The following is a 24,890-nucleotide window of genomic DNA, read 5'->3' as shown; positions in this document are numbered from 1 at the left end:
GATCCCCCACCAGGGCGGGGCCATCACCAGGACGACTTGACCACTCCGGGGAGGGATCCGGCGTGGGCCTGCTCGCGCATGCGGACGCGGGACAGACCGAACTGCCGCAGGTATCCCCGGGGCCGGCCGTCCACGCTGTCCCGGTTACGCACCCGAGTCGCGCTGGCATCGCGTGGCTGCCGCCGAAGCTCCGCCAGAGCAGCAGACCGCTCCGGCTCCGGGGTGCCCGGGCGGCGGATGATCTCCCTCAACTCGGCGCGCCGTGCCTGGTGCCGCTCGACGATCGCCTTGCGCTTCTCGTTCTTCGCAATCTTGCTCTGCTTGGCCATCAGACCCTCTCCCCCCGGGCCCGGATGCGGGCCACGGCCGCCTCGACACCGATGCTGTCGATCGTCTTGATCGCCTTCGCACTGATCGTCAGACACACGTGCCTGCCCTCACTGGGCAGCCAGTACCGCTTGCGCTGGATGTTGGGGTCGAAACGCCGGGACGTACGCCGGTGCGAGTGGGAGATGTTGTTGCCGAAGCCCGTCTGGGCGCCGGTCAGTTGGCAGTGGGCGGACAAGGTGTTACCTGCCTCTCTTCGAATGGATGGTCCATTTGAAAATGGAAACCATTGTCATATACTAGCCCCCATGGCCCGCACCGAAGTACGCCCGATCATCAAGCTGCGCTCCACCGCAGGAACCGGCCACACCTACGTCACCCGCAAGAACCGGCGGAACGATCCCGACCGCATGGTCCTGCGCAAGTTCGACCCGATCGCGCGCAAGCACGTCGACTTCCGCGAAGAACGCTGACCCCACCACCCCTGCACTGAAGGACCACACCATGAAGCCCGGAATCCACCCCCGGTACGGCCCCATCGTCTTCCGCGACAAAGCGGCCGGCTCCGCCTTCCTCACCCGTTCCACCATGACCAGCGACAAGACCATCGAGTGGAACGACGGCAACACCTACCCGGTCGTCGACGTCGAGATCTCGAACGTGAGCCACCCCTTCTACACCGGCACCGCCCGCGTCCTGGACACCGCCGGCCGCGTCGAGCGATTCGAGCGCCGCTACGTCCGACGCGAGGCGCACTGATGCAGAACCAGCCCCGACTGCCCGTCGTGATCGTCGGCGGGCTCCACTCCGACGCCCGCAGGGAAGTCGTCGACCGCCTCCTGCGCACCGTCCCCGGCAGCGTCGCCCTCCACCATGACCTGGCCACAGCGGCCGAAGGCACCCTGCGGCGCCGGGTGCACGACTCCTCGGGCGAGCTGTCGTGCGGCGATGCCCCGCTCGTCAACGACTGCGCCTGTTGCGCGCTGCGCGAAGACCTGGTCCCCGAGCTGGAGCGCCTGGCCGCCGACGGTCTGACCCGCCTCGCGATCGTCGAACTGTGGGACTCCGTCGAACCCAAGGCGATGGCAGAAGTCGTCGTCGCGCACGGCGGCGAAGCCCTCGATCTCACCAACGTGATGACCGCCGTCGACCCCGCGCTCGTGCTGCCCTACCTCACCAACGGAGACGACCTGGCCAAGGTCGGTCTCGCCGCTGCCGCCACCGATCAACGCACGGTCGGCGACACCTGGGCACGGCAGCTGGAGTACGCGCCCGTGCTCGCTCTCGTCGACAGCGATGACGCCGACGACGAGGACCGCGCTCTTCTTGCCCAGCTCCACCCGACTGCCCACAGGGTGCCCGCCGGATCAGGCGAACTCGCCCGACTGGCCTTCGCCGGCTTTGACGTGGAAGCGGCAGCCGCCGCCCAGCACCCGGCCTGCGCACGGCTTCCCCAGGAAGCGGACGACGCCGGGGTCACCACCCTCGTCTGGCACCGCCGCCGCCCCTTCCACCCCGAACGCCTCTACCAGGCACTGGAAGACCTCTGCTGCAGCGCCGCCCGCAGCCGCGGCCGGTTCTGGCTCGCCGACCGCCCTGACACCCTGCTCGCCTGGGACGCCGCAGGAGGCGCACTGTGCGTGGAAAACGCCGGCCCGTGGCTGGCCTCCCTGCCGGACGCCGCATGGGACATGGTCCCCCCGATGCGCCGGGCGGCTGCCGCCTTGGACTGGCACCCCGAGCACGGCGACTGCTGCCAGCACCTCGTCTTCACCTCTCCCGGCCTCGACCGCGACGGCCTGGCACAGCTGCTCGAGTCCTGCCTGCTCACCGACGACGAGTACGCCGCCGGTCCCGAGGCGTGGAGGCACCTGCCGGCCGCGTTCGACTCCCTCCTCGACCCCGTCTCGTAGCCCTGGCATCAGACACCAAGCCGGAATCCGAACCGACGAAGGAACACTCATGGCCCGCCGTCACTACCCCCACAAGCCGCTCAAGTCCCGCCCCAACCCACTCGACGGGGCCGGGATCACGTACATCGACTACAAGGACACCGACCTGCTGCGGAAGTTCGTCTCCGACCGCGGGAAAATCCGCAGCCGCCGCATCACTCGCGTCACCGCCCAGCAGCAACGGCAGATCGCCGCAGCAATCAAGAACGCCCGGGAGATGGCGCTCCTGCCGTACGCTGCCCGCGTGGGGGCGGCGCAATGAACCGGTGATGCACACGGCGGGGCGGAATTGCGCCGTCCCGAGGAGATCAGGACGGCGGCTTTCACCACTTCGATCCGGCAAACCCTGGCGCGCGCATCCTGCGGTCGACGGAGTTGTCATCCGTGTCGGGGTAGAACGGTGTGAGAGCCTCTGCCAGCGCCCCATCGATCTCGTCTGCGGCCTCGGTCGGCAGACAGACCGTCACCCATACACCAGCATCCACGTCCCCCTGCCGTGTCAGCGAACGCATGATCGCACGCATGCGGGTACGCCTGCGGAAACATGATCACGCTGGGGGCTCCTGCAGAACTCTCACAATTTGAGCGATGGCACCTGCGGGCCATGCTTCATTCCCGCTGACGGCCCGGTCGCGTTCGGCGTTGGCCTTGTAGAGCATGTCGGCGTAGGAGCCATCGGTGGCCGCGCTCTCAGGTGTTCGCCTGGTCAAAGGGCCGGGCGAGCCGGCCGCGCGCGAGGGGGCTCCACACCGTCGAGGTACCGGCAGGAGCGAGGGGTGAGGATCTCGGCGAAAGCGCGGACGAATCGACTCGCGGCATCGAGTCAAGGGCAACGGGCAAGGCCTCCGGCGCGCCGTTTGCGCTCTTCGTCCCGGAGCCGGTCAGGGCGGCGCAACATCCAACCGGTGACCTGCAGGACGGTCGAAGAGGGTAAGGACGATGGAGTGCCCCACGGATGCGGGCTTCGATCGGGGACAGCGCCCCTTGGCCGTTCTGGTCGGGTTGACGGAAGACATGATCACGGCCCGGTCCGGTTCCGCCCTGACCACTCCGCCGATACCACCCGTCGGACGGTTGAGGGCAGGTCAGCAGCCCAACTGACTAGGATCAGCGGATGTCGAATCGCTACCTCATCCGCACAGACCGCGTCGCGATACGCCACGTCTGCGGCAACGACTACGAGGAGATCACCACGCTGACGCACGACAGCGCCGAGCTCCACCACCCGTGGATACCTATACGTGACAGCACCCGGGAAGCGTTCGACGGTTTCCTCGACCGCATCGCCCAGCCCACGCACGAAGGACTGGTCATCTGCCTCCGGCAGACCGGTGCAATCGTTGGTGGCGTCAATATCAACAACATCGTGCGAGGCTCCATGCAGAGCGGCATGCTGGGCTACGTCGCCTATGCGTCCACCACCGGACGCGGCTACATGTCCGAAGGCCTCCGTCTCGTCATGCAGTTCGCCTTCACGGACCTCGGGTTGCACAGGCTCGAGGCGAACATCCAGCCCGAGAACACAGCATCGCTGAAGCTGGTCAAACGCCTGGGTTTCCGTCGCGAGGGGTACTCACCGGGCTTTCAGTACATCAACGGGACCTGGCAGGACCACGAACGATGGGCTCTGACCGCCGACACGATTCCGGCACCTCCGCAACAGGCCACCCGTAGATGACCCCCGTCATCGGCTCGTAGTCCCGCTCGCAGACCTACCCGCACCACCCACATGCGGATCCGGGTAACCGAGGCAGGGCACTCGCACCGTCGCAGGGCCGTCCTGGTCCCACTGCTCCCAGCTGGAAGCCCTCACCGCACACGTCCGCTCGCTCGCTCAGATCCTCACCTCCTCACCGCGCGCCAAGGCCAGCGGCTGCCCGACTGACTCGATGGCGTCCGCAACGACGATCGCCCCGGCCTCCACACTCTCGCAGCGGGCATGGACCGCGACCGTGACGCCGTCATCGCCGGCCTCACCCTCCCCTGGAACTCCGGCGTCGTCGAACGCCCTCCTCCGCAAGCACGTTCTCCTGGCGACATGATCCCTGCCAGAAAAAAACGGCACCTTGGGCCGTGCGAGGCGACACGGAACAGTGCTGATCGTGGACGCCGTACTGGAAACCGTGGACGCCACTGGCCTCTCTTGTGGCCGGCGGCTGACCTGCCTCCCTATCGTCTCCTGGCACTCTCTCATCGCATGTCCCTGCCGGAAATCGGTGCTGCACTGGCGGCCCTGGCTGAATACAACTCCTATGCGTCCGGCGACGACAGTCCTGTGACAGACACAGGCGAACAGGTTCGTCGCCTGCTGGAGGCGGAGAAGATCATCGCGCCAGGCGGTCTGCGCATCCGCCGCACCGACATCGGCGTCACAGTGAGCCCGGGATGCTTTTGCGGCTTGGAGGACTGGCGCGAGTGGCTCGACGTCCTGACTGGAGAAACGCCGTGGCTCGGCCACGATCCCGCCGAGGATCGCGCATGCCGACAAGCTCATCCGGCTGTGGGCCGACGGCGGAGAAGAAGCAACAAGGGCTCCTTCAGCGCGTCCTATCGAGATCCCGGTGCGTGACCTGGTGGGAATTCTGAATTCCGGGCGTGACGCATTGCACGGCTTCCTCTCCCTCGCCAAGCAGTGGGCCACCTGCCACGTCCCGTCCCTTGCCATGGACCTGGCTACCAAACTCGACGAAGACCTGGCGATCAGCGCGCCGCTGCCAAGTGACTTCCGCCGACACATACTGCGACTGAGTAAAGAAGTTGAGCCATAACTCGATCTCGTGGACAAACCACAGGCGCGTCAGGCAAGGGCGTGCTGGTGCGCAGCCGCCAGTTCAGCCAGGTCAGGGGCTCCGAATGTGTTGCGCAGGGCCTGGAAGGCGGCCACCTTGTCGTCACCGAAGCGGCTGATGTATGTGGCGTAGGAGTCTGCGGTGACGAACTTCGGCGGCGTGGTCTTGGTGTGGAATTTGTCGGCGTACATCACCAGCCGCTCCTCGGCAGTCGCGGCGAGGTAGTCGGCCGGCGGCAGCGGAAGGCGCTGACGCTCCACGTCTTGCTTCGTCAGCGCTACTCCTGTGTGGCACGAGCAGAATCGGCCCAGCTCCTCCGGAAAGCCCTCGTCCACGAGGATCTCGTGGCCCAGCACGCCGTGTCGCACATAGTTCTGCTGGTCCAACACCCCGTCCCGGTCGTAGAGGCGATAGACGCCGATGTCATGGAGGAGGCAGCCGGCCCGAACGAGATCAGCATCAACACCGCAGTCCGACACCGCAATCAGTTGCTCAGCGATAGTCCACACAATCTCGCAATGCGTGAAGACAAGATCAAATGCCTCAGATGAAGGCGCATACTTCTCATGCAACTCACGGATATCGTCCGCACTCGGTGCCGCCATCCCGCGAGCCTAACAACGACAGAGCCGCAGGCCTGCGTCCTCCAGGCACCGGAACCCCGCGAGGTTTCCCGCAGCCCGCCCGAGGGCGCATGGGCACGCAGGCCCGATCTCCCAGGTCAGCGACAGTACCTTGTGCCTACTCGACGTCCGCATCGGCCGCGGGCGATCGCAGCGTGCTGTCCGCGACGCGACGGGCACGGAGGATGCCCCATCCCACCATCGCCGCAGCCAAGACCGTGAGTGCGAGGCCGGCCCAGGTGATCGCCTCGCGGAATTCCGTGGTCTGGTGAGTGCTCCAGCTCGATGTGGCGAGATCGCCGGTGAAGAACGCTGCGAGGACGGTCCCGCTGACGGCGATGCCGATTCCGGTGGTGACCTCGCCGGCGGTGTCCACCAGCGCCGCGCCGATGGTGGTGCGGTCGGCAGGGAGGCCACGCATCACGTTGGTCCCTGCGACGACACCTACGACGCGCATGCCGGCGGCGACAAGCACGAGCGCGAGGGCGACCCACACGTACCCGAAGCGGCCCAGCAGCCCGTAGACGGCGAGGCCGCACACGACAGCACAAGCGCTGAGCCAGGCTGCCTTGTCGAGGCCGACGCGCATGACCAGCGGACCGATGAGAGCACCGCCGGGGATGAGCACGACGACCTGCGGCAACATTCCCATGGCCGCTTCGGCGGGGGTCCAGCCCCAATCGAACTGGAGCTGCAGGGTCACGAGGTAGCCGAGGCCGGCAGTCGCAAGGCCTGCGGCGGCCTTGAACGCCAAGCCGCTCGACACGAGTGGGCGAGTGACGAGTTCGAGATCGAGCAACGGATGGCGGGCAGAACGCTCGCGTACGACGAACAGCACTGCCATCACGATGGCCGCTGCCGTGGCCAGCCACGGGAGAGGCGCTGCGGTGCCCGCGTGGACGAACAGCGTCGGTGCAACCAGCGCGAGCACGATCGTGGCCGTGCCGAGCAAGGCACCTGCGCCATCGATCGGGTCGCGGTGCAGCTCGTCCGGCTTGTCAGCGGGGATGCCGCGCCGGATGCCGACGAACGCGAGTGCGGCGATCGGCACGTTCACCAGCAGCAGCACCTGCCACGGAGCGAACGCGAGCACGAAGCCACCTGCCGTGGGCCCGATGCCGAGCCCGACCAGGCCCACGGTCGAGATCAGTGTCGTCGCACGGACGCGGAGCCCGTCATCGTCGAACAGACGGAACGCCAACGCGAGCGAGCCCGGCGTCGTCATCGCCGCCGCGACGCCCATCGCCGCGCGGATCGCGATGAGCTGCTCCACCGTGGTGACGAACGCGGTTGCCAGACTTGCCACACCCAGCAGCACCAGCCCGACCAGCATGACCTTGCGGCGGCCAACTCGGTCAGCCAGCGCGGCAAGGGCCAGCATCAGCCCGCCGAACACGACGGCATACACGCCCGTGACCCACTGCAGCACAGTCGTCGACGTCGACAGCTCGCGGCCGATGGTCGGCAGGGCGACGTTGAGGATCGAGTTGTCCAGCATCTCGAACAGAAACACCGTCGACAGCCCTGCCAGGGCTACCCCTACTTCACGGAGGGAACGCGGCGAACCAAAAGCAGCCGGGGCGCCGATATTCTCGGCAGCTCCATTACGACGGACATTCACTGCGCACTCCTTCGATGTGAAGAAGTGGCGGATCGTCCGATACCGCGTATACGCGTGTGGCCCCTACTTCATCAACCGGCGTCGATACCCAGCAGTGAACACACGTTTTTACTTCCAGTGCTCTGATACTACACACGGCCCGGAGATCACATCGTGGCGCTCAGAGTCTCGCTCTGTGCCCGAACCCGACCTGGCCGATGCCGCGCGGCCGAGAACAACTCCGGTCACACAGCCTATCCGGACCTGGCACGGGCAGCCCACGCGCGGCCCCGCGCGACGGTGGCACGGGCCGTCGACGAACGCGTGGGAGCAGGCCGGCCGCGTGCTACGAGCGGGATCGAGCATCCAGACATCGAGCAACCAGATGCGACACCCGGATCTTGATCGCCGAGGCATATGAGGTCCCCTTCAGTGACCTCGAGTTGTACAGCTGGGCGGACCGGCTGGGCGGCATGGAGCCTCCGTTGCCGCTCGGATCGGGTGACGGGACGATTTTGCCGTCCGGGCTCGGCAGGACGCGCGGCAAGGTGGCTGTCACGGAGGTACTCGAGCATGTCCGGGGTGCTCCCGGGTCGGCCCGGGTGCGGGACGAACCCTTCACTCGCGGGTGGAGGGCCGCCTTCTCACTGGGTGTGTCCGCCGTGGATGTCCCCGGCACGGTGCCCGTGCTGCATGTGGTCGGCGTGGTCATGGCCGGTGCCGGGTGAGCCGCCCATCTTGCGCAGCATGGACAGGCCGCCGGTTCGCCAGAAGCGCACCAGGAGCATGCCGGCGAGGACGAGGAAGGCGATGTTGAGCCAGGTGGTGTAGTTCCAACTGATGCCTTCCATGGGGACCTTCGCCCGGGCCTGGTCGGGGATCAGGCCGAGGCCGCCGAAGGCGAACTCGACGACGTACCCGGCGACGACCATCGCGAGGTAGAAGGTGCCGAGGAGGAAGGCGGTCGTCTTGGCTCCGTAGTACTTCCGGTAGATGTTGAGGATCGGCAGGATCAGCAGATCGGCGAAGATGAACGCCACCACGCCGCCGAAGCTGATGCCGCCCTTCCACAGCACCACCGCCAGCGGCACGTTGCCGATGGAACACACGAACGAGGCGATCGCCACCAGCGGGCCGACGACGGGCCCCCACAACTTGGCGGCGAGCGGGTGGCCGTCGAAGAAGAAGGTGCGCCAGAACGAGTCCGGCACCCAGGCGGCGATGGCGCCGGCGATGAGCAGGCCGACGACCAGGTCGCGCAGGATGGCCGCCCACTCCATGACGAACACGTGGCTGGTGGCGGTGAAGCCTTCGCGGGAGAACAGGCGCCGGGTGAAGGAGCCTTCGCGCTGGACGGACATGTCCATCGCGGCATGGCCCTCCATCGACCCGGAAAGCCCCCGTTCCGCCTGCTCGCGGGCCTGGCGCAGGAGCTTTTCACGCAAGGACAGGCGGAACAGGACAGCCAGTACGACGATCATGATGGGGCCGCCGACGAATTCGGCGGCGGTGAACTGCCAGCCCATCAGCAGCGCGAGGATGACGCCGAGCTCGACGACGAGGTTGGTGGAAGCGATCTCGAAGGCCATCGCGGCGGTGAAGTTCGCACCCTTGCGGAACAGGGAGCGGGCCAGCGCCACCGCGGCGTAGGAACAGGACGAGGACGCCACGCCCAGGCCCGCGGCGACGGCAAGGGTGCGGGGACGGTCGTCGCCGAGCAGGGAGACGATGGTGGACTTGCGGACCACGGCCTGGACGACGGCGGACAGGGCGAAGCCCAGGATCAGGGCCCAGGTGATTTCCCAGGTCATGGATCCGGTGATCGACAGTGCGTGCAGTACGGCGTGCATCTGTGCAGCCTTCCTTGCACGGCGCGGCGTACGGCCGGCGGACACGCCCCCATTGAGAGGTGGGTTCGCCGGGCCGGGGTACGGGACGCCGCCGCATGAGGCGGCGCCCCGCCAGGGGTCAGCCGACGCGCAGGGTCAGGGCAGCGGTGTGGAGCGTGCCGCCGGTCCGGAACTGCAGGAACAGCCGCCAGTTGCCGGAGGTGGGCAGTTCGGCGTGGAAGTTCAGGTCCGGGCCGCCGTGATCGCCGGTCACCTTGGTGGTCGGGTGGAGGTGGGCGAACGCGGCGTCCCCTTCGTGGAAGGCGGTCAGGTGGGCGTAGGTGTCCAGATAGGGCTGCAGATCGGTGACGGGCTTGCCGCCCTTGGAGACGGAGACGGTCAGCGGGTGCGCCATCCCTGCCATGGGCTCTCCCTCGACCGTGATGGTGTACCCGTCGACCTCGGTGGTGGTGGTCGGCGCGGACAGTGGGGTCTTTGTAGCGTTGCCGGGCACGGTGAGAGTGCGCGACAGCACGAAGTCCTTGCCCTTGCCGGAGCCGGCATCCGGGGTGAAGGAGGCGAACATGCGCCAGGAGCCGGGGGCGAGGGAAGCCAGGTCCGCACTCCAGGTGTCGTCAGCCGCCCGGGTGGGGTGGATGTGCTGGAAACCGGTCAGGTCGGAGCGGATGGCGTAGAAGTGCATCCGCTTGGTCTGGTCGAGGGCGAAGTCGGTGACCGGCTTGCCGTCCGGGCCTGTGATCGTGAACCGGTAGGCGGTCCGCTTGCCGGACGGCAGGGTCGCGTCCTTGGAGGTGAGACGGTAGCCGCACTGGGTGTCGGACAGGCCGTTGCCGGAGGCCATGTCCATGCCGGGCATGCCACCCGTCGTCGGCGACGCGCCGGGCGAGGAAGACGCGGAGGACACGGCGCCGTGGTCCATGCCGGGCATGGACGAGGAGTTACCGGGGGAACCGCAGGCGGCCGACGTCAGTGCGAGAGCGGCTGCGACACACGCCGCTGCGAGGCCCCGGCGGCGCGCGGTGAAACGGGACGAGGTGATCATCGAAGTGGGGTCTTTCCGGGTGGGCGCACCACACCGGTGATGCGCGGAAACGAGCAGGGCACGGTGCCGGTCCCGGCCTGTGGCCGGGATCCGGCGCGCACCTGTCACGTCCGCGCGGTACACACCTTCAGCAGGAGGTCTCGTCCACCTTCCGGTGGTCCGCGCCGCCCCGTCCCGCCGAACGCTGCCCCCAGTCGGAGCAGGCTCCAAAGAGCGAGCACCGCTGCGCCTGCCACGCCGAGCATGGCGGGCGCGGGCAGGGGAATCCGCTCGTGGGCCGGGGTCGAGACGCACAGAGCGCCGGGCATTCCCGATGCGTCTGCGGCCCGGACAGCAGGGCCGGGACCGTGCGAGGCGGGGGCGTGGACCGTGGTCATCATGGTGGCGTCGTGGCCGCCGGTCATCGGCGAGGCCGCGCTCGCGGTCATGGTGCCGTGGCATCCCTCCGCGGCAGTGGCCGGTGCGCCGTGCATGAAGAACAGGCCGAGCAGCACAGCGCACACTGCCAGCAGTCGGGCGATGCCCTGCCTGCCTGCCTGAGTGCTGTCCACGGCGATGCTCCTTCTTCCTTCTCGCTCTGCGCGTGTTACCGACCATACCCGGGGAGGGTATGAGCTGTCTCGGTAGGATTCACGCGAACCTCGGAACGACAAGCCCGTGTGCCGGTCCGACCTCACATAGTTCAGGCGCGAGATGGGGCGAACTACCCTCTTGTCGTCAGCTGCGATGCACATGACGGCCGAACCCCGTCGGCGCCGTGATCTTCACGACAATGGCAGCCAGGACGGCACCGACAGCCCAGAAGCCGCCAGGGAGAACTGGCCGCGGGCCAGGATGCACCCGGGCCGCCGTCCGCACCTCGATCTCACGCCGACACCCCGCCCCCGCATTCCGGACCGCACCAGGTCAGGGGGTGTCGCCCTGCCAGTCCCAGAACCTCGGGTCAGCAGCCCGGGGGCCGTACACGGCACGCCCGCCGGGCCCGTGAGCACCGATCTCCGTACTCAGCGCGGCACCCTCGCGCAGGGCATCCTCTTCCCATCCGGTGACGTCCACAAGCAGCCCGTCCAGGGGGCCGCCGACCAGTTCGCGGTAGGCGTGGCCCGGCCGCGGTCCGGGATCGGGATCATCATGGTCGGCCCCGTACACCCGGCGTCGCATCAGCTCATCCATGTATGCAGGATCGCCGGTGCCACTGACACTCGGACGCAACGGGGTCCCCCCATGGAATTGCCGACCGGACTCGTGGACCGCCGGCGCAGGCCGACGCATCCGCACCCTGGCTCCGCCTTCATCGGCCGGCTGCGGTAGCCGGCCGCACTCATTTCCCTGCTGCCACGGCAGGGAGCCCGGTCGCCGGGGCCCTCGCCATGCCGCTGCCGAAGGAAGCGTCAAGCGGCGCGGCAGCTCTGGCCTGACAGGTCCTACGCGGCTGGTCAGTCGGCGGTGAGCAGCGGCCCGAAGGTCGTCCGGCCGATCTCCTCGGCGCGCGTCCGGTCCACGATCTGGCCGTTCACGTTCGGGTGCTGCATGATCCACGTCTGGGCAGAGGCGGCGCCGGTGAAGAAGTTCACGGTGTCGCAGCACACCTCGGCCGCAGGTCCGGCGCTTCCGCCCCGGCGTCCGACGCACACCACCGATGACGCGGGTTCCCACACCGTCCGCCCGTTCTCGCCGGTCACCGTGACGGACTCGCCGGTGACCGGATCGGCGGAGGCGATCACCACATCGCGGCCGAGCATGGCGGGGATGCCGAGCGCGTCGATCGCGCACATCGACCACACCTGCATGCCGCTTCGGCTTCGGGTAGGCACTGAGAAAACGGGTATGCCTTGGTTCCGGCCAGTCCGCTCCCGTACAACAACTGGATGTGGATCGAGCAGTCGGCGTCCATGCCGACGCACTTGGCCATCCAGATGAGCAATACATCGTCGAGACTGCCGGCGTTGAACAGCTGAACGCAGCCCAGTTTCATCAGCTCGGTGTCGCCGTCACCCTGAGCCTGCCGCTCCAGCCGGATATGTACCCTGCGCCGCCCGCGAACCTCACCGACAGGACGCAGACCGTAGCGGTGAAGGCACTCGCCCTCGTCCATCGCCATGCCTTTTCTCCGCGGCGGCAGCCAGTGCGACTGGCCTGGTGACTCATGCTACGTGGGTCTCGGTGCGCTCGATGAGCTGCCGTGTTCGAAGCGGGCTCCGGCGCGGACGGGGGCGACGAGATGGGGTGCGTTCACCGCCCCCACCGTTGCTGGGCCAACTCGACGAGCTCGAAGACCATGGCAAGTCCGACGGCGGCGCACTCAGCGTCGTACGCATGGGCCTGGGCCGACAGGCCGGCCCACCCAAGGGCTTCCTGGCCGAGCCGGCCGACACCTACGAGATCGACCTGGACACCTCCGCACTCCTCTTTGCGAGCGGTCAGCTCACCGACGTCGTCTTCTTCCAGCAGTTGGACAGCAAGGACGGCCCGGTCCGGCACGTGGCTACGAGGACAGGTTTGCACGTGAGGACAGTGGTGACTACGGTGCCTGGGATGTCTGACAGCATCGCCACAGCCACAAACCTCCTAAGACGCGAATGTGCCCGTCGGGGTTCCATCCATCGCATACAGGAGTCGAGGTGAGCAAAACGATACGGCCCACGCGGCCGCAGGAAACGACATCGCCGCGCCCCGGGGCGACTGCAGGCAGCGGGACGACACAATGGACGACGCCCTCGGCACAGCCTCCTTCCAAGCCCGCGCAGAGGCGGGACGCGTTCTTCGACAACGCCAAGTACCTGGCGATCGTGCTGGTGGCGATGGGGCACGCGTGTGAGCCGCTGCGCGGTGACAGCCAGGCGGCGGCCGCGATCTACATCACCGTCTATGCCTTCCACATGCCGGCGTTCATCGTCATCTCCGGCTACTTCTCGCGCAGCTTCGACGCGAGCCCGGCACGACTCAGGCGACTGGTGACGGGCGTCGCCGTCCCGTATGTGGTCTTCGAGGTCGCGTACTCGCTGTTCAAGAGGTGGGCGGACGACGACCCTGGCTATCCGATCAGTCTGCTGGATCCCTGGTATCTGACATGGTTCCTGGCGGCGCTGTTCATCTGGCGGCTGACGACCCCGCTGTGGAAGGTGGTGCGGTGGCCGCTGCCGCTCGCACTGGCCATCGCGGTGCTGGCCTCGGTCTCGCCGGACATCGGCGACGACCTGGACCTGCAGCGCGTCCTGCAGTTCCTGCCTTTCTTCGTCCTGGGCCTGTGCCTGAAGCCGGAACACTTCCGGCTGGTACGCCGCCCCGAGGTCCGTCTCCTTGCCGTCCCGGTGTTCGCCGGGGCCCTGGCCTTCGCGTACTGGGCGGCTCCGCGGATGAACGCGGCCTGGTTCTACCGCCGCGACAGCGCGCAGGAGCTGGCCGCTCCCGGCTGGACCGGTGCCGTCATGACGCTCGCCCTCTTCGGCTGCTCGATGGTCCTGGTCGCGTGCTTCTTCGCCTGGGTGCCCGGGCGCACGCTGTGGTTCACCGCGCTCGGCGCCGGAACGCTGTATGGCTATCTGCTGCACGGATTCCTGGCCAAGGGCTCCCGGTTCTGGCACTGGTACGACCACGACTGGATCCACCAGCCGCTCGGCGAGATCGGCGTCACGCTCATCGCCGCTACTGTCATCACGCTGCTGTGCACCCCGCCGGTACAGCGAATCTTCCGGTTTGCCATGGAACCGAAGATGGAGTGGGCCTTCAGAGGGAATCCCGCCGAATCACGGCGATTGAGGTGACCGACCCAGACCGGCTGCATGCCGTCCACTTCGAGCGCCTCACCGCGGCCATGCCCGCGGGGCATCAGACCGTCGTCGTACGGGTCGGTCAGGCGCGGGAGATCGGACGGCTGGACTACCGCGTCTGTCACCCGTGCCAACTGGGCTACATAGAGCGCATAGCCGTCGTCGGCTCCTGGCAGCGCAAGGGGTTGGGGCGCGATGCCCTGCACACCGCGCTGGCGCCCTGCCCGGGTTACGCCTGGTCCACATCGCGACAGTCGCCCGAGGGTCGCCGGTTCTTCGCCGCCATGGCGGAGGAGTCGGATGTGGCGTTCCCTCCGCGGGACGCGCGTTGCTCACACATGCTCTGCGCAAACCCTGAGACCGCACCAGCCGCGATCTCACCAGCGCGACGGCGGGAACAACACAGCGCGAGCCGCGGGGAGAACACGGATTCAGCCACGCATGTTCCGCGGGCCACTCCCCTCGACAACGAGCCACGCCCTGTCCGCCAGACCGACGGACCCTCCGGGGCACGGTCTCCGACCGTCCCGCCAGAATATTCCTGAGCACGGCACGCGGCGGGCGGCGAGAGCCCGGACCTGTGCTGAAGCTCAAGGCTGCCGCGCCAGGGGCGAAGCCGGTCAGCCCCCTCCCCGAGCGACGCGGCGTCCGCGTCACCGACGGCCGAAGCCCTTGAGCCCTCGTCCTCTCCCGTCGCCGAGGCGAAGAACGACGACGATGACAACAGCGGTCTGTGGGGCGGCATCGTGCGGCCGATGTGGTCGCGCTCGCGGCGTGCTACTTCGTCCGGCGCCGGTCCGGCGCGCAGCATCGGCGGACCGGCCCCTCACTCGGCGGGCGTCGTCAGAGCGCGTCGCGGAGTGAGGGGCCGTCGCCAGTCACCTGGCTGCCGACAAGTGCGCGGTATCGGCAGGCAATCCTCGCGCCCGAAGTCTCCCCCTTTGCCCCGGCACGGCCGCGCCGCCCCTTTCGCGGGATGCAGCAACTCCGCACAGAGGAACGGCAAATGCCGCTCAGGTACTTTCGCCTCCGGGTCAGTCGTGCGGAGCCTTCCCACTGACGCGGTGGTCGGCGTAGCTCAGGGCCTCCACCACGAGCCGCCGCAGATGCCCGTCGCGAAGGCTGTAGTAGACGTGCCGGCCCTCCCGCCGCGTCTCCACCAGACCCGCCAGCCGCAGTTTCGCCAGATGCTGACTCACCGCGGTCCGCGACGCCTCGCATCGTTCGGTCAGCGAGCTCACGTCCGACTCCTGCTGCGCGAGCAGCCACAGCAGGTGCAGCCGGGTGACGTCGGACAGCATGGAAAATACCTCGGTCGCCTCTGTGAGGCGCACGCTGTCCGGAGCACGCAGATGCCCATCAGGTGCAGTTGGCAAGGGCTCGCGAGCAGGCATGGAGACAGCGTAGAGGCCGGGCGGGCGGCGGCGGGAATCGGCTGCGCGAACCACAAAGTCAACATGTGCGCAGATGTGCACCTGTGGGTACAGTGGGGAGCAGTCGTGCCCGCCCCGACCGGCCGAGGGACCGCCGCATGCTCTCCGTGCTGTGCGACCGCACCTACCGCCATCTCTTCACCGCCCAGATCATCGCTCTGGTCGGCACCGGCCTGGCCACTGTGGCTCTCGGGCTGCTGGCGTACGACCTCGCAGGCGCCAACGCCGGATCAGTGCTCGGCACCGCGCTGGCGATCAAAATGGTGGCGTACGTGGCGATCGCTCCGGCTGTTGGCGCGGTCGCCGACCGGCTGCCGCGCCGCGTCCTGATGGTCGGAGCGGACCTGACCAGGGCCGGGGTCGCGCTGACGCTGCCGTTCGTGCATCAGGTGTGGCAGGTGTACGTCCTGATCTTCTTGCTCCAGGCGGCGTCGGCCGCGTTCACCCCGACGTTCCAGGCGGTCGTCCCGGATGCGTTGCCTGCCGAGCGCGACTACACCCAGGCGCTGTCCCTGTCGCGGCTCGCCTACGACCTCGAGAGCCTCTTCAGCCCAGCTCTCGCAGCCGCGCTCCTCTCGCTGACCACCTACAACTGGCTTTTCGTCGGCACGGTGTTCGGGTTCCTGGGCTCGGCCGCGCTCGTGGTCTCCGCCGTGCTGCCCGAACCGGTCGCCGCTTCCGCCACAGGCGGCGGCACCGTGTACGCGAAGGCGACCAGGGGCACTCGTCTCTTCTTCGCGACCCCGCAGCTGCGCGCACTGCTCGCCCTGAACCTCGCGGTGGCCGCCGCGAGCGCGATGGTCACCGTCAACAGTGTCGTGTACGTCCGTGACCAGCTCGCCCGCAGCGTCACCGACGTGTCGCTGGCGCTCGGCGCATACGGTGGGGGCTCGATGATCGTCGCACTGCTGCTGCCTCGGCTGCTCGACCGGGTGGCCGACCGTACGGTGATGCTGCGCGGGGCGATGGTGCTCCCCCTGGTCTTCGTCGCGCTGGGCACCATCACGGTCGCCGGTAACGGCGCTTGGCGGTGGCCCGCGCTCCTGGTCACCTGGGCGGCCTTCGGTGCCGCCTGCTCGATGGTGCTGACGCCTACGGGGCGGCTGATCCGCCGCGCGGCTCCACCCGAGGAGCGGACGTCCGCGTTCGCCGCCCAGTTCTCGCTCTCGCACAGTTGCTGGCTGCTGACGTATCCGTTGGCCGGGTGGCTCGGCGCGGTGGCGGGCCTGCAGTCGGCGGTTGTCGCCCTTGGCGCGATCGCACTGGCAGCGTCACTACTGGCCGTGCGTCTATGGCCGTCGCGCGATGGGATGAGCGTGGAGCACGAGCACACCGACCTTCCGGACGGGCACCCGCATCTCGTGGGTGCCAGCCGTATTCCGGCCGGATGGCGCCACAGTCACGACCGTCCGGTCGGCGCCGACGGGCTGCACGCCGGCTGACGAAGGTCAGTCTTCGATGGCCATTCGTACGCGTCGCGAAGGGTCGAAGGCGTACGGGTCGAGGATGTCGGCCGGTTCGGCGAGGCCTGGTCCCCCGGCGCGTATCCAGGCGGCGATGTCACCGGTCGCGTCCGGGTCGTTGACCAGCCCGAGCCAGACAGGTCGGCCGCCGGCCGAGCGTCCGGCGGGAGACGGTTGTACGACGATGACGTTGGCCTGCTCACAGGCATCGAGGCAGTCGACGGCCCGGACTTGCGCGATCGTGGCCACCCGGGCCTTCAGTTCGGCGAGTTGAGCGGCGTGGTCCACACCCGGGACCTTCGGTGTACCGCAGCAACAGCCTCGGCAGACGGTGACCGTGCAGCGTGCCGCCATGGCAACGACGGCCTTGCGGCGGCTCATGCGGCGGCCCGACGCCACGCGGCGTCCCGCAGCAACCGCAATCCGTTGATGCCCACAATGACGGTGGAGCCCTCGTGGCCCAATACGCCAAGCGGCAGAGGCAGTGTGCCGGCCAGGTCCCAGACGACGAGGCCGGTGATGAACAGACCAGCGATGAAGAGGTTCTGGACGACCAGTCGGCGGGCGCGCCGGGAGAGAGCGATCACCGTGGGGACGGTGGCGAGTTCGTCGCGGACGATCACCGCGTCGGCGGTCTCCAGTGCGAGGTCGGAGCCTGCCCGGCCCATGGCGACACCGGTGTGGGCGGCGGCCAGGGCCGGGGCGTCGTTGACACCGTCGCCCACGACGAGAACCCTGCGGCCCGCGCTTTCCAACTCCTTGACCGCGCTCACCTTGTGCTCCGGCAGCAGACCGGCCCGGACGACGCGAATGCCGACGTCCTGGGCCAGGCGAGCGGCGGCGCGGGGGTTGTCGCCGGTCAGCAGCAGTGGTGCGGTCCCTGTGAGGGTGGTGAGGGACGTGACGGTGGCGGCGGCGTCCGGGCGCAGCCGGTCGGCGATACCGAGCACACCCGCCGGCGCTCCGTCCGCCATGACCAGCACCGCCGTACATGCGTCGTCCTCCAGTTCGCGCACGACGACAGCCGCACCGGCGGAGGCGGCGTCGGCCGCTCGGTCGAGCAGCCGCGCCGGTGCTCCCACGGTGACCGTGCAGCCGTCGATGGTGGCGCTCACCCCGACGCCCGGTGCGGAGTCGAAGTCCTTGGCGACGGGCAGCTTCAGCCCGCGCTCGCGCGCTTCGTCCACGACGGCGCGGGCCAGTGGGTGCTCGCTCGGGTGCTCCGCCGCGGCCGCGAGGACCAGCAGTCCGGTCTCGTCCAGGCCGGATCCGGCGAGCGGCCGCACATCGGTGACGCGCGGTGTGCCCTCGGTGAGCGTGCCGGTCTTGTCGAGTGCCACCGTGTCGATCTGTCCCAGGCGTTCCATCACGACGGCGGACTTCACGAGGACGCCGTGCCGTCCGGCGTTGGCGATCGCGGACAGGAGCGGAGGCATGGTCGCCAGCACCACCGCGCACGGCGAGGCCACGATCATGAAGGTCATCGCGCGCAGCAGCGAGCCGGTCAGCTCCGCACCGAAGGCGAGCGGCACGAGGAACACGGCGAGGGTCGCCCCCACCATGGCCAGCGAGTACCGCTGCTCGACCTTCTCGACGAACAACTGCGTGGGCGCCTTGGTCTCCGACGCCTCCCCCACCATCCGCACGATCCGCGCGATCACCGAGTCGGAGGCGTCGCGCTCGACGCCGACTCGCAGGGCACCGGTGCCGTTGAGGGTGCCCGCGAAGACCTCGTCCCCCGTGCCCTTGGCCACGGGGAGCGGCTCACCGGTGATGGTCGCCTGGTCCACGTCACTGGCCCCGTCCAGAACACGACCGTCGGCGCCGACGCGTTCGCCGGGCCGTACAAGGATGGTGTCGCCCACCGCCAGCTCCTCGGTGGCGACGGTCTCCTCACCTCCGTCGGCGTCGAGGCGGGTGGCTGTGGCAGGTGCCAGGTCCAGCAGCCCTCGTACGGATTCGGCCGTGCGAGCCGTGGCGAGCGCCTCCAGTGCGCCCGAGGTGGCGAAGATGACGACCAGGAGAGCACCGTCCATCACCTGTCCGATCGCCGCAGCCCCGAGCGCCGCGACGATCATCAACAGGTCGACGTCGAGCGTCCTGTCCTTGAGTGCCTTGAGGCCCTCCCAGCCGGGTTCCCAGCCACCGGTGGCGTAGGACAGCGCGTACAGCGGGCCCCACGCCCACGCGGGGGCTCCGGTCAACTGGAGGGCCAGCGCGAGCAGGAACAGAACGGTCGCGGTCGCGGCCCAGCGCACCTCGGCGAGCGCGAACGCGTGGGTACGCCGCCGGGGCGCGGCCCCTCCGCGCGGGGCGGCCGCGCCCCGGTCGGTCGACAACGGAGTCAGGGTGGAGGTCATCAGAGGGGTGGTCCTTCACGGGGGGACGCATGAGGCCGTACGGGCACACGGGAGTGCCCGGAGTCGCGCCCCACGATACAGGAACACATGAAGACTTATTCATTTCAGAGTCTCCGTAGGATGAACGCCATGGGCCACGGAGCTGACGCCAAAACCACCGCCACCGCACGCGAGCGGCTCGAAGCTGTGGGTGCCACCGATGTGGCCGCCACCCTCCAGGCCTTGGCCACGCCTTCCCGGCTGCGCATCCTCACCCGGCTCCAGGAGGGCCCGTGCGGGGCGACCGAACTCGCCGGCGCCGTCGGCATGGAACAGTCGGCCTGCTCCCATCAGCTGCGCCTGCTGCGCAACCTCGGCCTGGTCACCGGCGAACGCCGAGGCCGCTCCGTGATCTACGCGCTGTACGACAACCACGTCGCGGAGCTCCTGGAGCAGGCCCTCTTCCACGTCGAGCACCTGCGCCTGGGCCTCCGCGACACCCCCGCCGACGCCACGGCGCCTACCGCCCGCTGACCGACCGGGGCCGGACCACCGCGCACGGGACCCCGACCCCAGCGCGTCATCCGGGTACCGGAACCGCCTGTGGCGCCGGCCGGCGGCGACCGCCCGCCAGGCGGGTTCGGCACCCCGGTCGGCCGACGGGCGCGCAGGCGACGCGCGAGCCTGGAGCACGGCGAGGGCGCCGAAGACGAATGCCGGGACGGTGCACACCACGCTGAAACCCCGGGCCAGCAGGGCCATTTCGGCGATCGGGCCGATCAGGATGCCGGCCTGGCAGAAGACGTTGAAGGCGGCGAACGCTTCGACTCGTCCGCTCGGCGGCCAGCTAGGCACGGACGGCCGCGTCGCATGAGCTGTCGGCTCGGATCGCCCCGGCACTCGCCGTGCGGATCAGGGCGCGTATCGGGTCGTGATCGATGAACGCAGCTTCCGGGGCGGGTGCTCCTTCGGGGACGGGCCCCGCGATCTTCGGCTGCGCCGTGTGGGCGCGAGTGACGGGAAGCGGTGCCGCCGGCAGGCAGCGGGGCCCCAGGACCCCGGCTGCGTGCCCTCCGGGACGGCGTGTCAGACCATGGCGAGCCGGTCCACCAGCAGTTCCACCCTCCGCTCGGTGTCCTCCGGCGGCAGCCGTCCCGCCCGGGTCAGGGTGGCGAGTCCATGCAGGGCCGCCCAGAACGCCTCGGTGAACAGTGCCGGGTGGACGCCGTCCCCGGCGACCTCGCCGAGGTTCTCCAGCAGTGCGGCGAAGGCGTCCTTCAGTGGCTCGGGGGTGTCTTCGTGTGCGAACGCCAGGCCGCCGTCGAGCTGGAACATGGCGTCATAGACCGCCGGGTTGCGTTCGGCGAAGTCGAGGTAGGCGCGGGCGAGGGCGGTGACCCGGGCGCCAGGGCCCTCCGCGGCGGAGGTCGCGGCCCGCAGCGCCGCGGCCATCTCGGTGGCACCCTCGAGGGCGACGGCGCCGATGATCTCGCGCTTGCCACGGAAATGGCTGTACAGGACGGGCTGGCTGTATTCGATGCGCTCGGCAAGCCGGCGGGTGGTGACCGCGTCCCAGCCCTGCTGCTCGGCGAGTTCGCGGGCCGTCGCCACGATGAGGCGCTCACGGCCCGCCCGTTCGCGCTCCTTGCGTTCTTGTACCGACATGATTCGATCCTAGCACCGCTAGACAATCGAGCGGCAGCAGTACTAGCGTTGCCTCATCACCTAGCGATGCTAGATCCCAGGAGGGGTCATCATGCTGAACGCACTCGAGGTCTTCACCACCGTGGTCGTCGGCCTGATGGTGGGGGTGGAGTTCTCCGTCGCCTTCGTCATCAACCCGATCCTCAACGCACTCCCCGAAAACAGCGGCCAACTCGGCCGCGCTCACGGGGGCCGGATGCTCGGTGCCGTGATGCCGTTCTGGTACATCGGCTCCCTCGTCCTGAGCGCGGTCTGGGCCGTCGCCGGATGGCATCACCCCGGTGCCGGCCTGGTCGTCATCGCCGGCGCGCTGCTGATCTTGAGCGTGATCATGTCGCTTCTGCTGCTCGTCCCGATCAACAACCAGGGCAAGACCTGGACCCCCGAGAACCGGCCTGAGGACTGGAAGGAGCAGATGAACCGCTGGGACCGCTTCCACTACATCCGCGTCGCCGTCATCATCGCCGCCTTCACCCTGCTGACCACCGCCCTCGCCTGAGCCCGCGAGCCGGACACCGCACTGATGGCGCACGATCCCCCGAGCGAGGGCGGCATCGACCGCCGTCGCTTCGGTGAGCCGGACGGCCCGGTCGATCTCCCTCTGGTCGAGGTCGACGTGCTTCCGACCGAGGGACTCGGGACTGCGGATCTCGTCCGGCCACCGCGTGGCGTGCACGTCATGGGCGGGCTTCGAAGGTGTCCGCCGTCCCCTTGATGGTGTGCGGCGGCGGGTGTGAATAGTCCGGGTGGAGAAAATGCCGCTGAGATTGATCTTGCTGGAGTGGGTCCACCGCGTCGGCGCTTCGAGCTGACGGAGCACGGCACCTGCGCGCAGCTCGCGCAGGTCCGGGATGTGGTTGCACAAGGTGCCCGGGGAGAGGCCGAACAGTTCGGCGATCGAGTTGACGGGAGGGGCCCGGGTCGGGCAGCAGGTCGCGGACAGTGCGGATGAGCGCAGCGAACGGCTCGGCGAGCACACGTACGGACCGCGGCCCGGGGCCGCGGTCCGTACCGGCGGGTGCAGCGCTCAGGTCGTCAGCCGGCCTGGTTCACCGCCCCCAGGGCCCGTGCGAGTGCCGGGCCTGCGCGAGTCCGGTGGCCCACAGCTGGTCGACACGCGCGCGCTCGGTGGCGTTCGGATAGCGGTTGGTGCAGGACGGGCCGGGGCCGCCGCCCGACATCAGCTCACTGCACGGCCCGCTGTAGTCGTCCGGCAGGCCCAGCACGTGCCCGGTCTCGTGGGTGACGACGCGGATCGTGTCGTTCTGCCGGCTCTGGGTGTAGTCGAGGAAGATGTAGCCGCTGCCGTGGCCGTTGCTGTCGGCGTGGGACCCGCGTGAGTCGTTGCCCTCGTGGTACGAGAAGTCGGCACCGCTCGACCTCTCCTGGAGCTTGACGTTGGACTCGGAGCTGTTCCATATCGAGGCCGCGCTCGATATCTCCGAACGGAAGCTCGGCGCCTGGGAGGCGTCGTAGTAGACGGTCACCGCCCGCGCGTTCGGCTGGGCGGCGCGCTTCTCCGCGACCGACCGGAGCACGGCGCCGAAGAACGCCTTGTTGTTCGCAGCCTCCTGGACCGACCCGGCGTACCGCGCCACGGAGGTATCGGCGGCAGCGGGTGGGGTGGCGGCCGTCAGGGCGCTCGCCGGCACCGCCACTCCCAGCGCACTGGAGGCCAGACCCAGGCCGAGAGCAAGGGCGAGAATCCTCGCGGAGGTTCGAGACGACTTCATACGGGGGGGCTCCTACTCACTCGGTGACGCCGAGCGCCCGGTGCGTGGTCGACTGCGTGAACACCGGTTCCGAACTGCGGCGACGTCCTGTGGGTCGCCATTCTTAGAACGCCTCGACAGGGAGCACAAGGGGTCCCTCCACTAGGTCGCCCCGTAGGTCCCGGGGCCTCTCCAGGGGTGTGTGCGGGCCTTCGGTCCACACATGGCGGCAGGAGCGGGAAGCTGTCGCGGCGTCAGAAGCGTTACACCACAGGACAACGGGCGTGCGGGCCGGCCGGGCGGAATCCCCGGACGCACGACAGGATCCAAATAAGGGGCAATACGGACATAAGCCCTGATATCCGCCGTGCTGTATCTACTAAGTGCACCCGTTGGCAGGCGGGCCGCTGTGACCGATGCCATAGAACATGGGCTTCCGCTTCTTTCGCGAGCGGATCCAGCACGGACAACACTCCGGCCGCTGCTGTCTCCACCGCCAAGACGACCGGCTAGCACCGCCCGAACGTCGCCTCGGCCCCGTACGCACCCCCGTACGGGGCCCTGGCCTGCCGTTACATGCGAAACCGGGCACCACAGCACGCCGTCCCGCCTTGACCGTCAGGGCCAGACGCCTCACAGACAGGGACCTCACGCCATGGCCAGGGGCTTCACCCGCCGACGCATCAAGCAGACGGCACTGAAGCTCTTTAGGGACCAGGGTTATGACAAGACCTCCCTGCGTGAGATCGCCGAGCACCTCGCCGTCACGAAGGCAGCGGTGTACTACCACTTCAAGACGAAGGAAGGCATCCTCGCCGAGCTCTTCGACGAGCACCTCGAGCCCGTCCAAGACGTCATCGCATGGGCAGAAGGCCAACTTCCCGGTCTGAGCACCCGGCAAGAGGCGCTCCGCCGGTACGAAGCCGCACTCTCCCATGCAGCACCGCTCCTCGCGATCCTCCAAGAGAACCACGGTGTCCTGCGCGACCTCGCGGTCGGCGCCGCGTACCGCGATTTGTGGACGCGCGCCCTGGCTCTCTTCCGGGACCCGGAAGCCGACCTGGCCGGCCAACTGCGTTCTGTAACCGCTCTGGTAGCCGTACACGCAGCCCCAAGAGCGTTGGAAGACGCCAAAGGCAGCGTGGAGGACAAACGGCGTGCCGCCCTCGTAGTAGGACTCGACCTGCTCACTTCCGCCGACTCAGGCGACCGTCCAACCTCACCCACGACGTCCATGGACACCGGGTCGAGCGATCCGCCTCACCGCAGCGCCCCCGTACCCGCCCCGGAAATGCGAGATGCACCGCCACGCCGAGCATAAGAGCGCCGTTCCGTTGGTCCGGAGCCGACCAAAGGCCTTCAGCGCGCTCGCTGCCGCGAAGCAGCTGTAGCACGGGCTGAGGTCTGTTGACCCCAGCACCGTCCGGGTCCAGCACCGCGCCGGACTCGCTCCGAGACCTCTCCGCGATCTCGGAATGAGTCCGGCCAGGACAGCATGACTTCCGTCCGAGCGGACTGATGGTCAGCACCAACCGTATGCAGGGACTGTTCCAGGCAGTCGTGGCCGGACGCCTGACGGCCACGACAGACCAGGTGGTCCTCCGTGACGTGGACGGGTTCGCCCTGCCAGCCCGCAAGGTGGTCACCCTCATGCGCGAACACACCACGATCGAGGCCGGTCCAGAGGACCCCGCTTGCCTCGGCGAGCTGTCCGGCGGGCTCCGCCGGGCAGGCGGCGGGGGCACCGTCGATGCCGATCCTCAGCCAGGACCCGCCGTCGGCGGGCTCGAGTACGTCGGCGTGGGCGGCGAGGGTGTGGGCCGGCCACTCCCAGGTATAGGTGCAAAGCGCACGCGTCCACCATCGCTCTGCCGCATCATGATCCGTATGGATCTCGACTTCGCCCGTCGCTTCGCCGCTCAGTGGCAGGACGACTGGAACTCCCACGACCTGGACCGCATTCTCGCGCACTACCACGACGACGTGACCTTCAGTTCGCCCATGATCGCCCGGCTGACGGGCGACCCGGCCGGCACCGTGCACGGCAAAGCCGCCCTGCGTGCGTACTGGGCGGCGGGGCTCCAGCGGATCCCCGATCTGAGCTTCGAGGTGATGGACGTACGGGCGAGTGTCGACGCACTCGTCATCGACTACCTCAACCAGATCGGCGGCAGGGTGAGCGAGGTGCTGACCTTCCGGGACGGCCTGGTGGTGGCGGGCTTCGGCGCGTACGGCGAGACGCCCGCCAACTGACCCGCCCCGCCCGTCCGCCGGGGCCTTTCGTTT

Annotated in this window: 30 protein-coding genes; 13 read left to right on the top strand and 17 right to left on the bottom strand. The window is 68.7% G+C overall.

Annotated elements, in window-relative coordinates:
• Positions 1–23: 23 nt before the first annotated feature.
• Positions 24–329 (bottom strand): 30S ribosomal protein S14, encoded by a 306-nt coding sequence (gene rpsN, locus OG963_RS42150; RefSeq protein WP_319740524.1) that lies wholly within the window; start codon positions 327–329, stop codon positions 24–26.
• Positions 329–565: a 50S ribosomal protein L28 gene (rpmB, locus tag OG963_RS42145; protein ID WP_371800174.1), complete on the bottom strand. Its 237-nt coding sequence runs from the start codon at positions 563–565 to the stop codon at positions 329–331. Before rpmB ends, rpsN begins: the two co-directional genes overlap by 1 nt.
• A gap of 70 nt (positions 566–635) precedes the next feature.
• On the opposite strand from rpmB, the gene rpmG reads away from it, so the two are divergent.
• Genes rpmG through rpsR form a run of 4 tightly spaced genes read left to right on the top strand, consistent with a single transcriptional unit; the run spans position 636 to position 2,541 of the window.
• The gene (gene rpmG, locus OG963_RS42140; RefSeq protein ID WP_371800173.1) at positions 636–800 is read left to right on the top strand and encodes a 50S ribosomal protein L33; all 165 of its coding nucleotides are present in this window, start codon (positions 636–638) and stop codon (positions 798–800) included.
• A 31-nt stretch (positions 801–831) separates the two neighbouring features.
• On the top strand, positions 832–1,086 hold the full coding sequence (locus OG963_RS42135; RefSeq protein ID WP_362275419.1) for a type B 50S ribosomal protein L31: 255 nt from the start codon (positions 832–834) through the stop codon (positions 1,084–1,086).
• Positions 1,086–2,240: a GTP-binding protein gene (locus OG963_RS42130; protein WP_371800172.1), complete on the top strand. Its 1,155-nt coding sequence runs from the start codon at positions 1,086–1,088 to the stop codon at positions 2,238–2,240. Before OG963_RS42135 ends, OG963_RS42130 begins: the two co-directional genes overlap by 1 nt.
• 49 nt (positions 2,241–2,289) lie before the next feature.
• Positions 2,290–2,541 carry a 30S ribosomal protein S18 gene (gene rpsR, locus OG963_RS42125; RefSeq protein WP_371800171.1) on the top strand — a complete coding sequence of 84 codons (252 nt, stop codon included), beginning with the start codon at positions 2,290–2,292 and terminating at the stop codon, positions 2,539–2,541.
• Positions 2,542–2,602: 61 nt separating this feature from the next.
• Here rpsR and OG963_RS42120 read toward each other — a convergent pair whose 3' ends face one another.
• Complete coding sequence (locus OG963_RS42120; RefSeq protein WP_371800170.1) at positions 2,603–2,803, bottom strand: hypothetical protein; 201 nt, start codon at positions 2,801–2,803, stop codon at positions 2,603–2,605.
• 590 nt (positions 2,804–3,393) lie between these two features.
• Between OG963_RS42120 and OG963_RS42115 the strand changes: the two genes are divergently transcribed.
• Complete coding sequence (locus tag OG963_RS42115; protein WP_319740519.1) at positions 3,394–3,957, top strand: GNAT family N-acetyltransferase; 564 nt, start codon at positions 3,394–3,396, stop codon at positions 3,955–3,957.
• A 156-nt stretch (positions 3,958–4,113) separates the two neighbouring features.
• Here the strand turns inward: OG963_RS42115 and OG963_RS42110 are convergent, their stop codons facing one another.
• Positions 4,114–4,299, bottom strand: a complete 186-nt coding sequence (locus tag OG963_RS42110; protein ID WP_371800169.1) for a hypothetical protein — start codon at positions 4,297–4,299, stop codon at positions 4,114–4,116.
• Positions 4,300–4,476: 177 nt separating this feature from the next.
• Here OG963_RS42110 and OG963_RS42105 point away from each other — a divergent pair, with 177 nt between their 5' ends.
• Complete coding sequence (locus OG963_RS42105) at positions 4,477–4,848, top strand: hypothetical protein (RefSeq protein ID WP_319740517.1); 372 nt, start codon at positions 4,477–4,479, stop codon at positions 4,846–4,848.
• A gap of 228 nt (positions 4,849–5,076) precedes the next feature.
• Here the strand turns inward: OG963_RS42105 and OG963_RS42100 are convergent, their stop codons facing one another.
• The 7 genes from OG963_RS42100 to OG963_RS42070 form a co-directional block, all read right to left on the bottom strand.
• Positions 5,077–5,673 (bottom strand): HD domain-containing protein, encoded by a 597-nt coding sequence (locus OG963_RS42100; RefSeq protein WP_371800168.1) that lies wholly within the window; start codon positions 5,671–5,673, stop codon positions 5,077–5,079.
• A gap of 136 nt (positions 5,674–5,809) precedes the next feature.
• Complete coding sequence (locus OG963_RS42095) at positions 5,810–7,312, bottom strand: MFS transporter (RefSeq protein WP_371800167.1); 1,503 nt, start codon at positions 7,310–7,312, stop codon at positions 5,810–5,812.
• A 623-nt stretch (positions 7,313–7,935) separates the two neighbouring features.
• On the bottom strand, positions 7,936–9,141 hold the full coding sequence (locus tag OG963_RS42090; protein WP_371800166.1) for a permease: 1,206 nt from the start codon (positions 9,139–9,141) through the stop codon (positions 7,936–7,938).
• A 118-nt stretch (positions 9,142–9,259) separates the two neighbouring features.
• Positions 9,260–10,183 carry a hypothetical protein gene (locus OG963_RS42085; RefSeq protein ID WP_371800165.1) on the bottom strand — a complete coding sequence of 308 codons (924 nt, stop codon included), beginning with the start codon at positions 10,181–10,183 and terminating at the stop codon, positions 9,260–9,262.
• Positions 10,184–10,287: 104 nt separating this feature from the next.
• A complete protein-coding gene (locus tag OG963_RS42080) occupies positions 10,288–10,734 on the bottom strand; it encodes a hypothetical protein (protein ID WP_362275391.1) in 447 nt (148 codons plus the stop codon).
• A 355-nt stretch (positions 10,735–11,089) separates the two neighbouring features.
• A complete protein-coding gene (locus tag OG963_RS42075) occupies positions 11,090–11,356 on the bottom strand; it encodes a hypothetical protein (protein ID WP_319740511.1) in 267 nt (88 codons plus the stop codon).
• 263 nt (positions 11,357–11,619) lie between these two features.
• The gene (locus OG963_RS42070; RefSeq protein WP_371800164.1) at positions 11,620–11,958 is read right to left on the bottom strand and encodes an alkylmercury lyase family protein; all 339 of its coding nucleotides are present in this window, start codon (positions 11,956–11,958) and stop codon (positions 11,620–11,622) included.
• A gap of 95 nt (positions 11,959–12,053) precedes the next feature.
• On the opposite strand from OG963_RS42070, the gene OG963_RS42065 reads away from it, so the two are divergent.
• Positions 12,054–12,326: a hypothetical protein gene (locus OG963_RS42065; RefSeq protein ID WP_371800163.1), complete on the top strand. Its 273-nt coding sequence runs from the start codon at positions 12,054–12,056 to the stop codon at positions 12,324–12,326.
• A gap of 89 nt (positions 12,327–12,415) precedes the next feature.
• Here the strand turns inward: OG963_RS42065 and OG963_RS42060 are convergent, their stop codons facing one another.
• Entirely contained in the window at positions 12,416–12,664 is a 249-nt protein-coding gene (locus OG963_RS42060; protein ID WP_371800162.1) for a hypothetical protein, read from the bottom strand.
• 140 nt (positions 12,665–12,804) lie between these two features.
• Between OG963_RS42060 and OG963_RS42055 the strand changes: the two genes are divergently transcribed.
• Entirely contained in the window at positions 12,805–13,947 is a 1,143-nt protein-coding gene (locus OG963_RS42055; protein WP_319740508.1) for an acyltransferase family protein, read from the top strand.
• 1,040 nt (positions 13,948–14,987) lie between these two features.
• On the opposite strand, the gene OG963_RS42050 is transcribed toward OG963_RS42055, so the two are convergent.
• Entirely contained in the window at positions 14,988–15,347 is a 360-nt protein-coding gene (locus tag OG963_RS42050) for a metalloregulator ArsR/SmtB family transcription factor (RefSeq protein ID WP_319740507.1), read from the bottom strand.
• Positions 15,348–15,484: 137 nt separating this feature from the next.
• On the opposite strand from OG963_RS42050, the gene OG963_RS42045 reads away from it, so the two are divergent.
• On the top strand, positions 15,485–16,828 hold the full coding sequence (locus OG963_RS42045) for an MFS transporter (RefSeq protein WP_319740506.1): 1,344 nt from the start codon (positions 15,485–15,487) through the stop codon (positions 16,826–16,828).
• Between the two features lie 6 nt (positions 16,829–16,834).
• Here OG963_RS42045 and OG963_RS42040 read toward each other — a convergent pair whose 3' ends face one another.
• A complete protein-coding gene (locus OG963_RS42040; protein ID WP_371800161.1) occupies positions 16,835–17,230 on the bottom strand; it encodes a (2Fe-2S) ferredoxin domain-containing protein in 396 nt (131 codons plus the stop codon).
• Positions 17,227–19,209 (bottom strand): heavy metal translocating P-type ATPase, encoded by a 1,983-nt coding sequence (locus OG963_RS42035; protein WP_371800160.1) that lies wholly within the window; start codon positions 19,207–19,209, stop codon positions 17,227–17,229. Before OG963_RS42035 ends, OG963_RS42040 begins: the two co-directional genes overlap by 4 nt.
• A gap of 129 nt (positions 19,210–19,338) precedes the next feature.
• Here OG963_RS42035 and OG963_RS42030 point away from each other — a divergent pair, with 129 nt between their 5' ends.
• The gene (locus OG963_RS42030; RefSeq protein ID WP_371800159.1) at positions 19,339–19,722 is read left to right on the top strand and encodes an ArsR/SmtB family transcription factor; all 384 of its coding nucleotides are present in this window, start codon (positions 19,339–19,341) and stop codon (positions 19,720–19,722) included.
• A 552-nt stretch (positions 19,723–20,274) separates the two neighbouring features.
• Here OG963_RS42030 and OG963_RS42025 read toward each other — a convergent pair.
• The gene (locus OG963_RS42025) at positions 20,275–20,853 is read right to left on the bottom strand and encodes a TetR/AcrR family transcriptional regulator (RefSeq protein ID WP_371800158.1); all 579 of its coding nucleotides are present in this window, start codon (positions 20,851–20,853) and stop codon (positions 20,275–20,277) included.
• A gap of 91 nt (positions 20,854–20,944) precedes the next feature.
• On the opposite strand from OG963_RS42025, the gene OG963_RS42020 reads away from it, so the two are divergent.
• A complete protein-coding gene (locus tag OG963_RS42020; protein ID WP_319740502.1) occupies positions 20,945–21,391 on the top strand; it encodes a DUF1772 domain-containing protein in 447 nt (148 codons plus the stop codon).
• Between the two features lie 550 nt (positions 21,392–21,941).
• On the opposite strand, the gene snpA is transcribed toward OG963_RS42020, so the two are convergent.
• On the bottom strand, positions 21,942–22,625 hold the full coding sequence (gene snpA, locus OG963_RS42015; RefSeq protein ID WP_319740501.1) for a snapalysin: 684 nt from the start codon (positions 22,623–22,625) through the stop codon (positions 21,942–21,944).
• Between the two features lie 634 nt (positions 22,626–23,259).
• Here snpA and OG963_RS42010 point away from each other — a divergent pair.
• Positions 23,260–23,925 carry a TetR/AcrR family transcriptional regulator gene (locus OG963_RS42010; protein WP_371800157.1) on the top strand — a complete coding sequence of 222 codons (666 nt, stop codon included), beginning with the start codon at positions 23,260–23,262 and terminating at the stop codon, positions 23,923–23,925.
• Between the two features lie 215 nt (positions 23,926–24,140).
• Positions 24,141–24,857, top strand: a complete 717-nt coding sequence (locus tag OG963_RS42005) for a nuclear transport factor 2 family protein (protein ID WP_371800156.1) — start codon at positions 24,141–24,143, stop codon at positions 24,855–24,857.
• Positions 24,858–24,890: the final 33 nt, after the last annotated feature.

This window comes from Streptomyces sp. NBC_01707, from assembly GCF_041438805.1.
In the GTDB taxonomy this organism is placed as follows: domain Bacteria; phylum Actinomycetota; class Actinomycetes; order Streptomycetales; family Streptomycetaceae; genus Streptomyces.
Note: the sequence above shows the minus strand (reverse complement) of the source record. Positions and strands in the feature narration are given on the sequence as shown.

Bases quoted from the DNA above. Each gene is read 5' to 3' on its own strand.
- rpsN (WP_319740524.1), bottom strand. From the start codon at position 329: ATGGCCAAGCAGAGCAAGATTGCGAAGAACGAGAAGCGCAAGGCGATC.
- rpmG (WP_371800173.1), top strand. From the start codon at position 636: ATGGCCCGCACCGAAGTACGCCCGATCATCAAGCTGCGCTCCACCGCA.
- OG963_RS42135 (WP_362275419.1), top strand. From the start codon at position 832: ATGAAGCCCGGAATCCACCCCCGGTACGGCCCCATCGTCTTCCGCGAC.
- OG963_RS42130 (WP_371800172.1), top strand. From the start codon at position 1,086: ATGCAGAACCAGCCCCGACTGCCCGTCGTGATCGTCGGCGGGCTCCAC.
- rpsR (WP_371800171.1), top strand. From the start codon at position 2,290: ATGGCCCGCCGTCACTACCCCCACAAGCCGCTCAAGTCCCGCCCCAAC.
- OG963_RS42120 (WP_371800170.1), bottom strand. From the start codon at position 2,803: ATGCGTGCGATCATGCGTTCGCTGACACGGCAGGGGGACGTGGATGCT.
- OG963_RS42115 (WP_319740519.1), top strand. From the start codon at position 3,394: ATGTCGAATCGCTACCTCATCCGCACAGACCGCGTCGCGATACGCCAC.
- OG963_RS42105 (WP_319740517.1), top strand. From the start codon at position 4,477: ATGTCCCTGCCGGAAATCGGTGCTGCACTGGCGGCCCTGGCTGAATAC.
- OG963_RS42100 (WP_371800168.1), bottom strand. From the start codon at position 5,673: ATGGCGGCACCGAGTGCGGACGATATCCGTGAGTTGCATGAGAAGTAT.
- OG963_RS42090 (WP_371800166.1), bottom strand. From the start codon at position 9,141: ATGCACGCCGTACTGCACGCACTGTCGATCACCGGATCCATGACCTGG.
- OG963_RS42085 (WP_371800165.1), bottom strand. From the start codon at position 10,183: ATGATCACCTCGTCCCGTTTCACCGCGCGCCGCCGGGGCCTCGCAGCG.
- OG963_RS42075 (WP_319740511.1), bottom strand. From the start codon at position 11,356: ATGGATGAGCTGATGCGACGCCGGGTGTACGGGGCCGACCATGATGAT.
- OG963_RS42070 (WP_371800164.1), bottom strand. From the start codon at position 11,958: ATGTGCGCGATCGACGCGCTCGGCATCCCCGCCATGCTCGGCCGCGAT.
- OG963_RS42050 (WP_319740507.1), bottom strand. From the start codon at position 15,347: ATGCCTGCTCGCGAGCCCTTGCCAACTGCACCTGATGGGCATCTGCGT.
- OG963_RS42045 (WP_319740506.1), top strand. From the start codon at position 15,485: ATGCTCTCCGTGCTGTGCGACCGCACCTACCGCCATCTCTTCACCGCC.
- OG963_RS42040 (WP_371800161.1), bottom strand. From the start codon at position 17,230: ATGAGCCGCCGCAAGGCCGTCGTTGCCATGGCGGCACGCTGCACGGTC.
- OG963_RS42035 (WP_371800160.1), bottom strand. From the start codon at position 19,209: ATGACCTCCACCCTGACTCCGTTGTCGACCGACCGGGGCGCGGCCGCC.
- OG963_RS42030 (WP_371800159.1), top strand. From the start codon at position 19,339: ATGGGCCACGGAGCTGACGCCAAAACCACCGCCACCGCACGCGAGCGG.
- OG963_RS42025 (WP_371800158.1), bottom strand. From the start codon at position 20,853: ATGTCGGTACAAGAACGCAAGGAGCGCGAACGGGCGGGCCGTGAGCGC.
- OG963_RS42020 (WP_319740502.1), top strand. From the start codon at position 20,945: ATGCTGAACGCACTCGAGGTCTTCACCACCGTGGTCGTCGGCCTGATG.
- snpA (WP_319740501.1), bottom strand. From the start codon at position 22,625: ATGAAGTCGTCTCGAACCTCCGCGAGGATTCTCGCCCTTGCTCTCGGC.
- OG963_RS42010 (WP_371800157.1), top strand. From the start codon at position 23,260: ATGGCCAGGGGCTTCACCCGCCGACGCATCAAGCAGACGGCACTGAAG.
- OG963_RS42005 (WP_371800156.1), top strand. From the start codon at position 24,141: ATGCAGGGACTGTTCCAGGCAGTCGTGGCCGGACGCCTGACGGCCACG.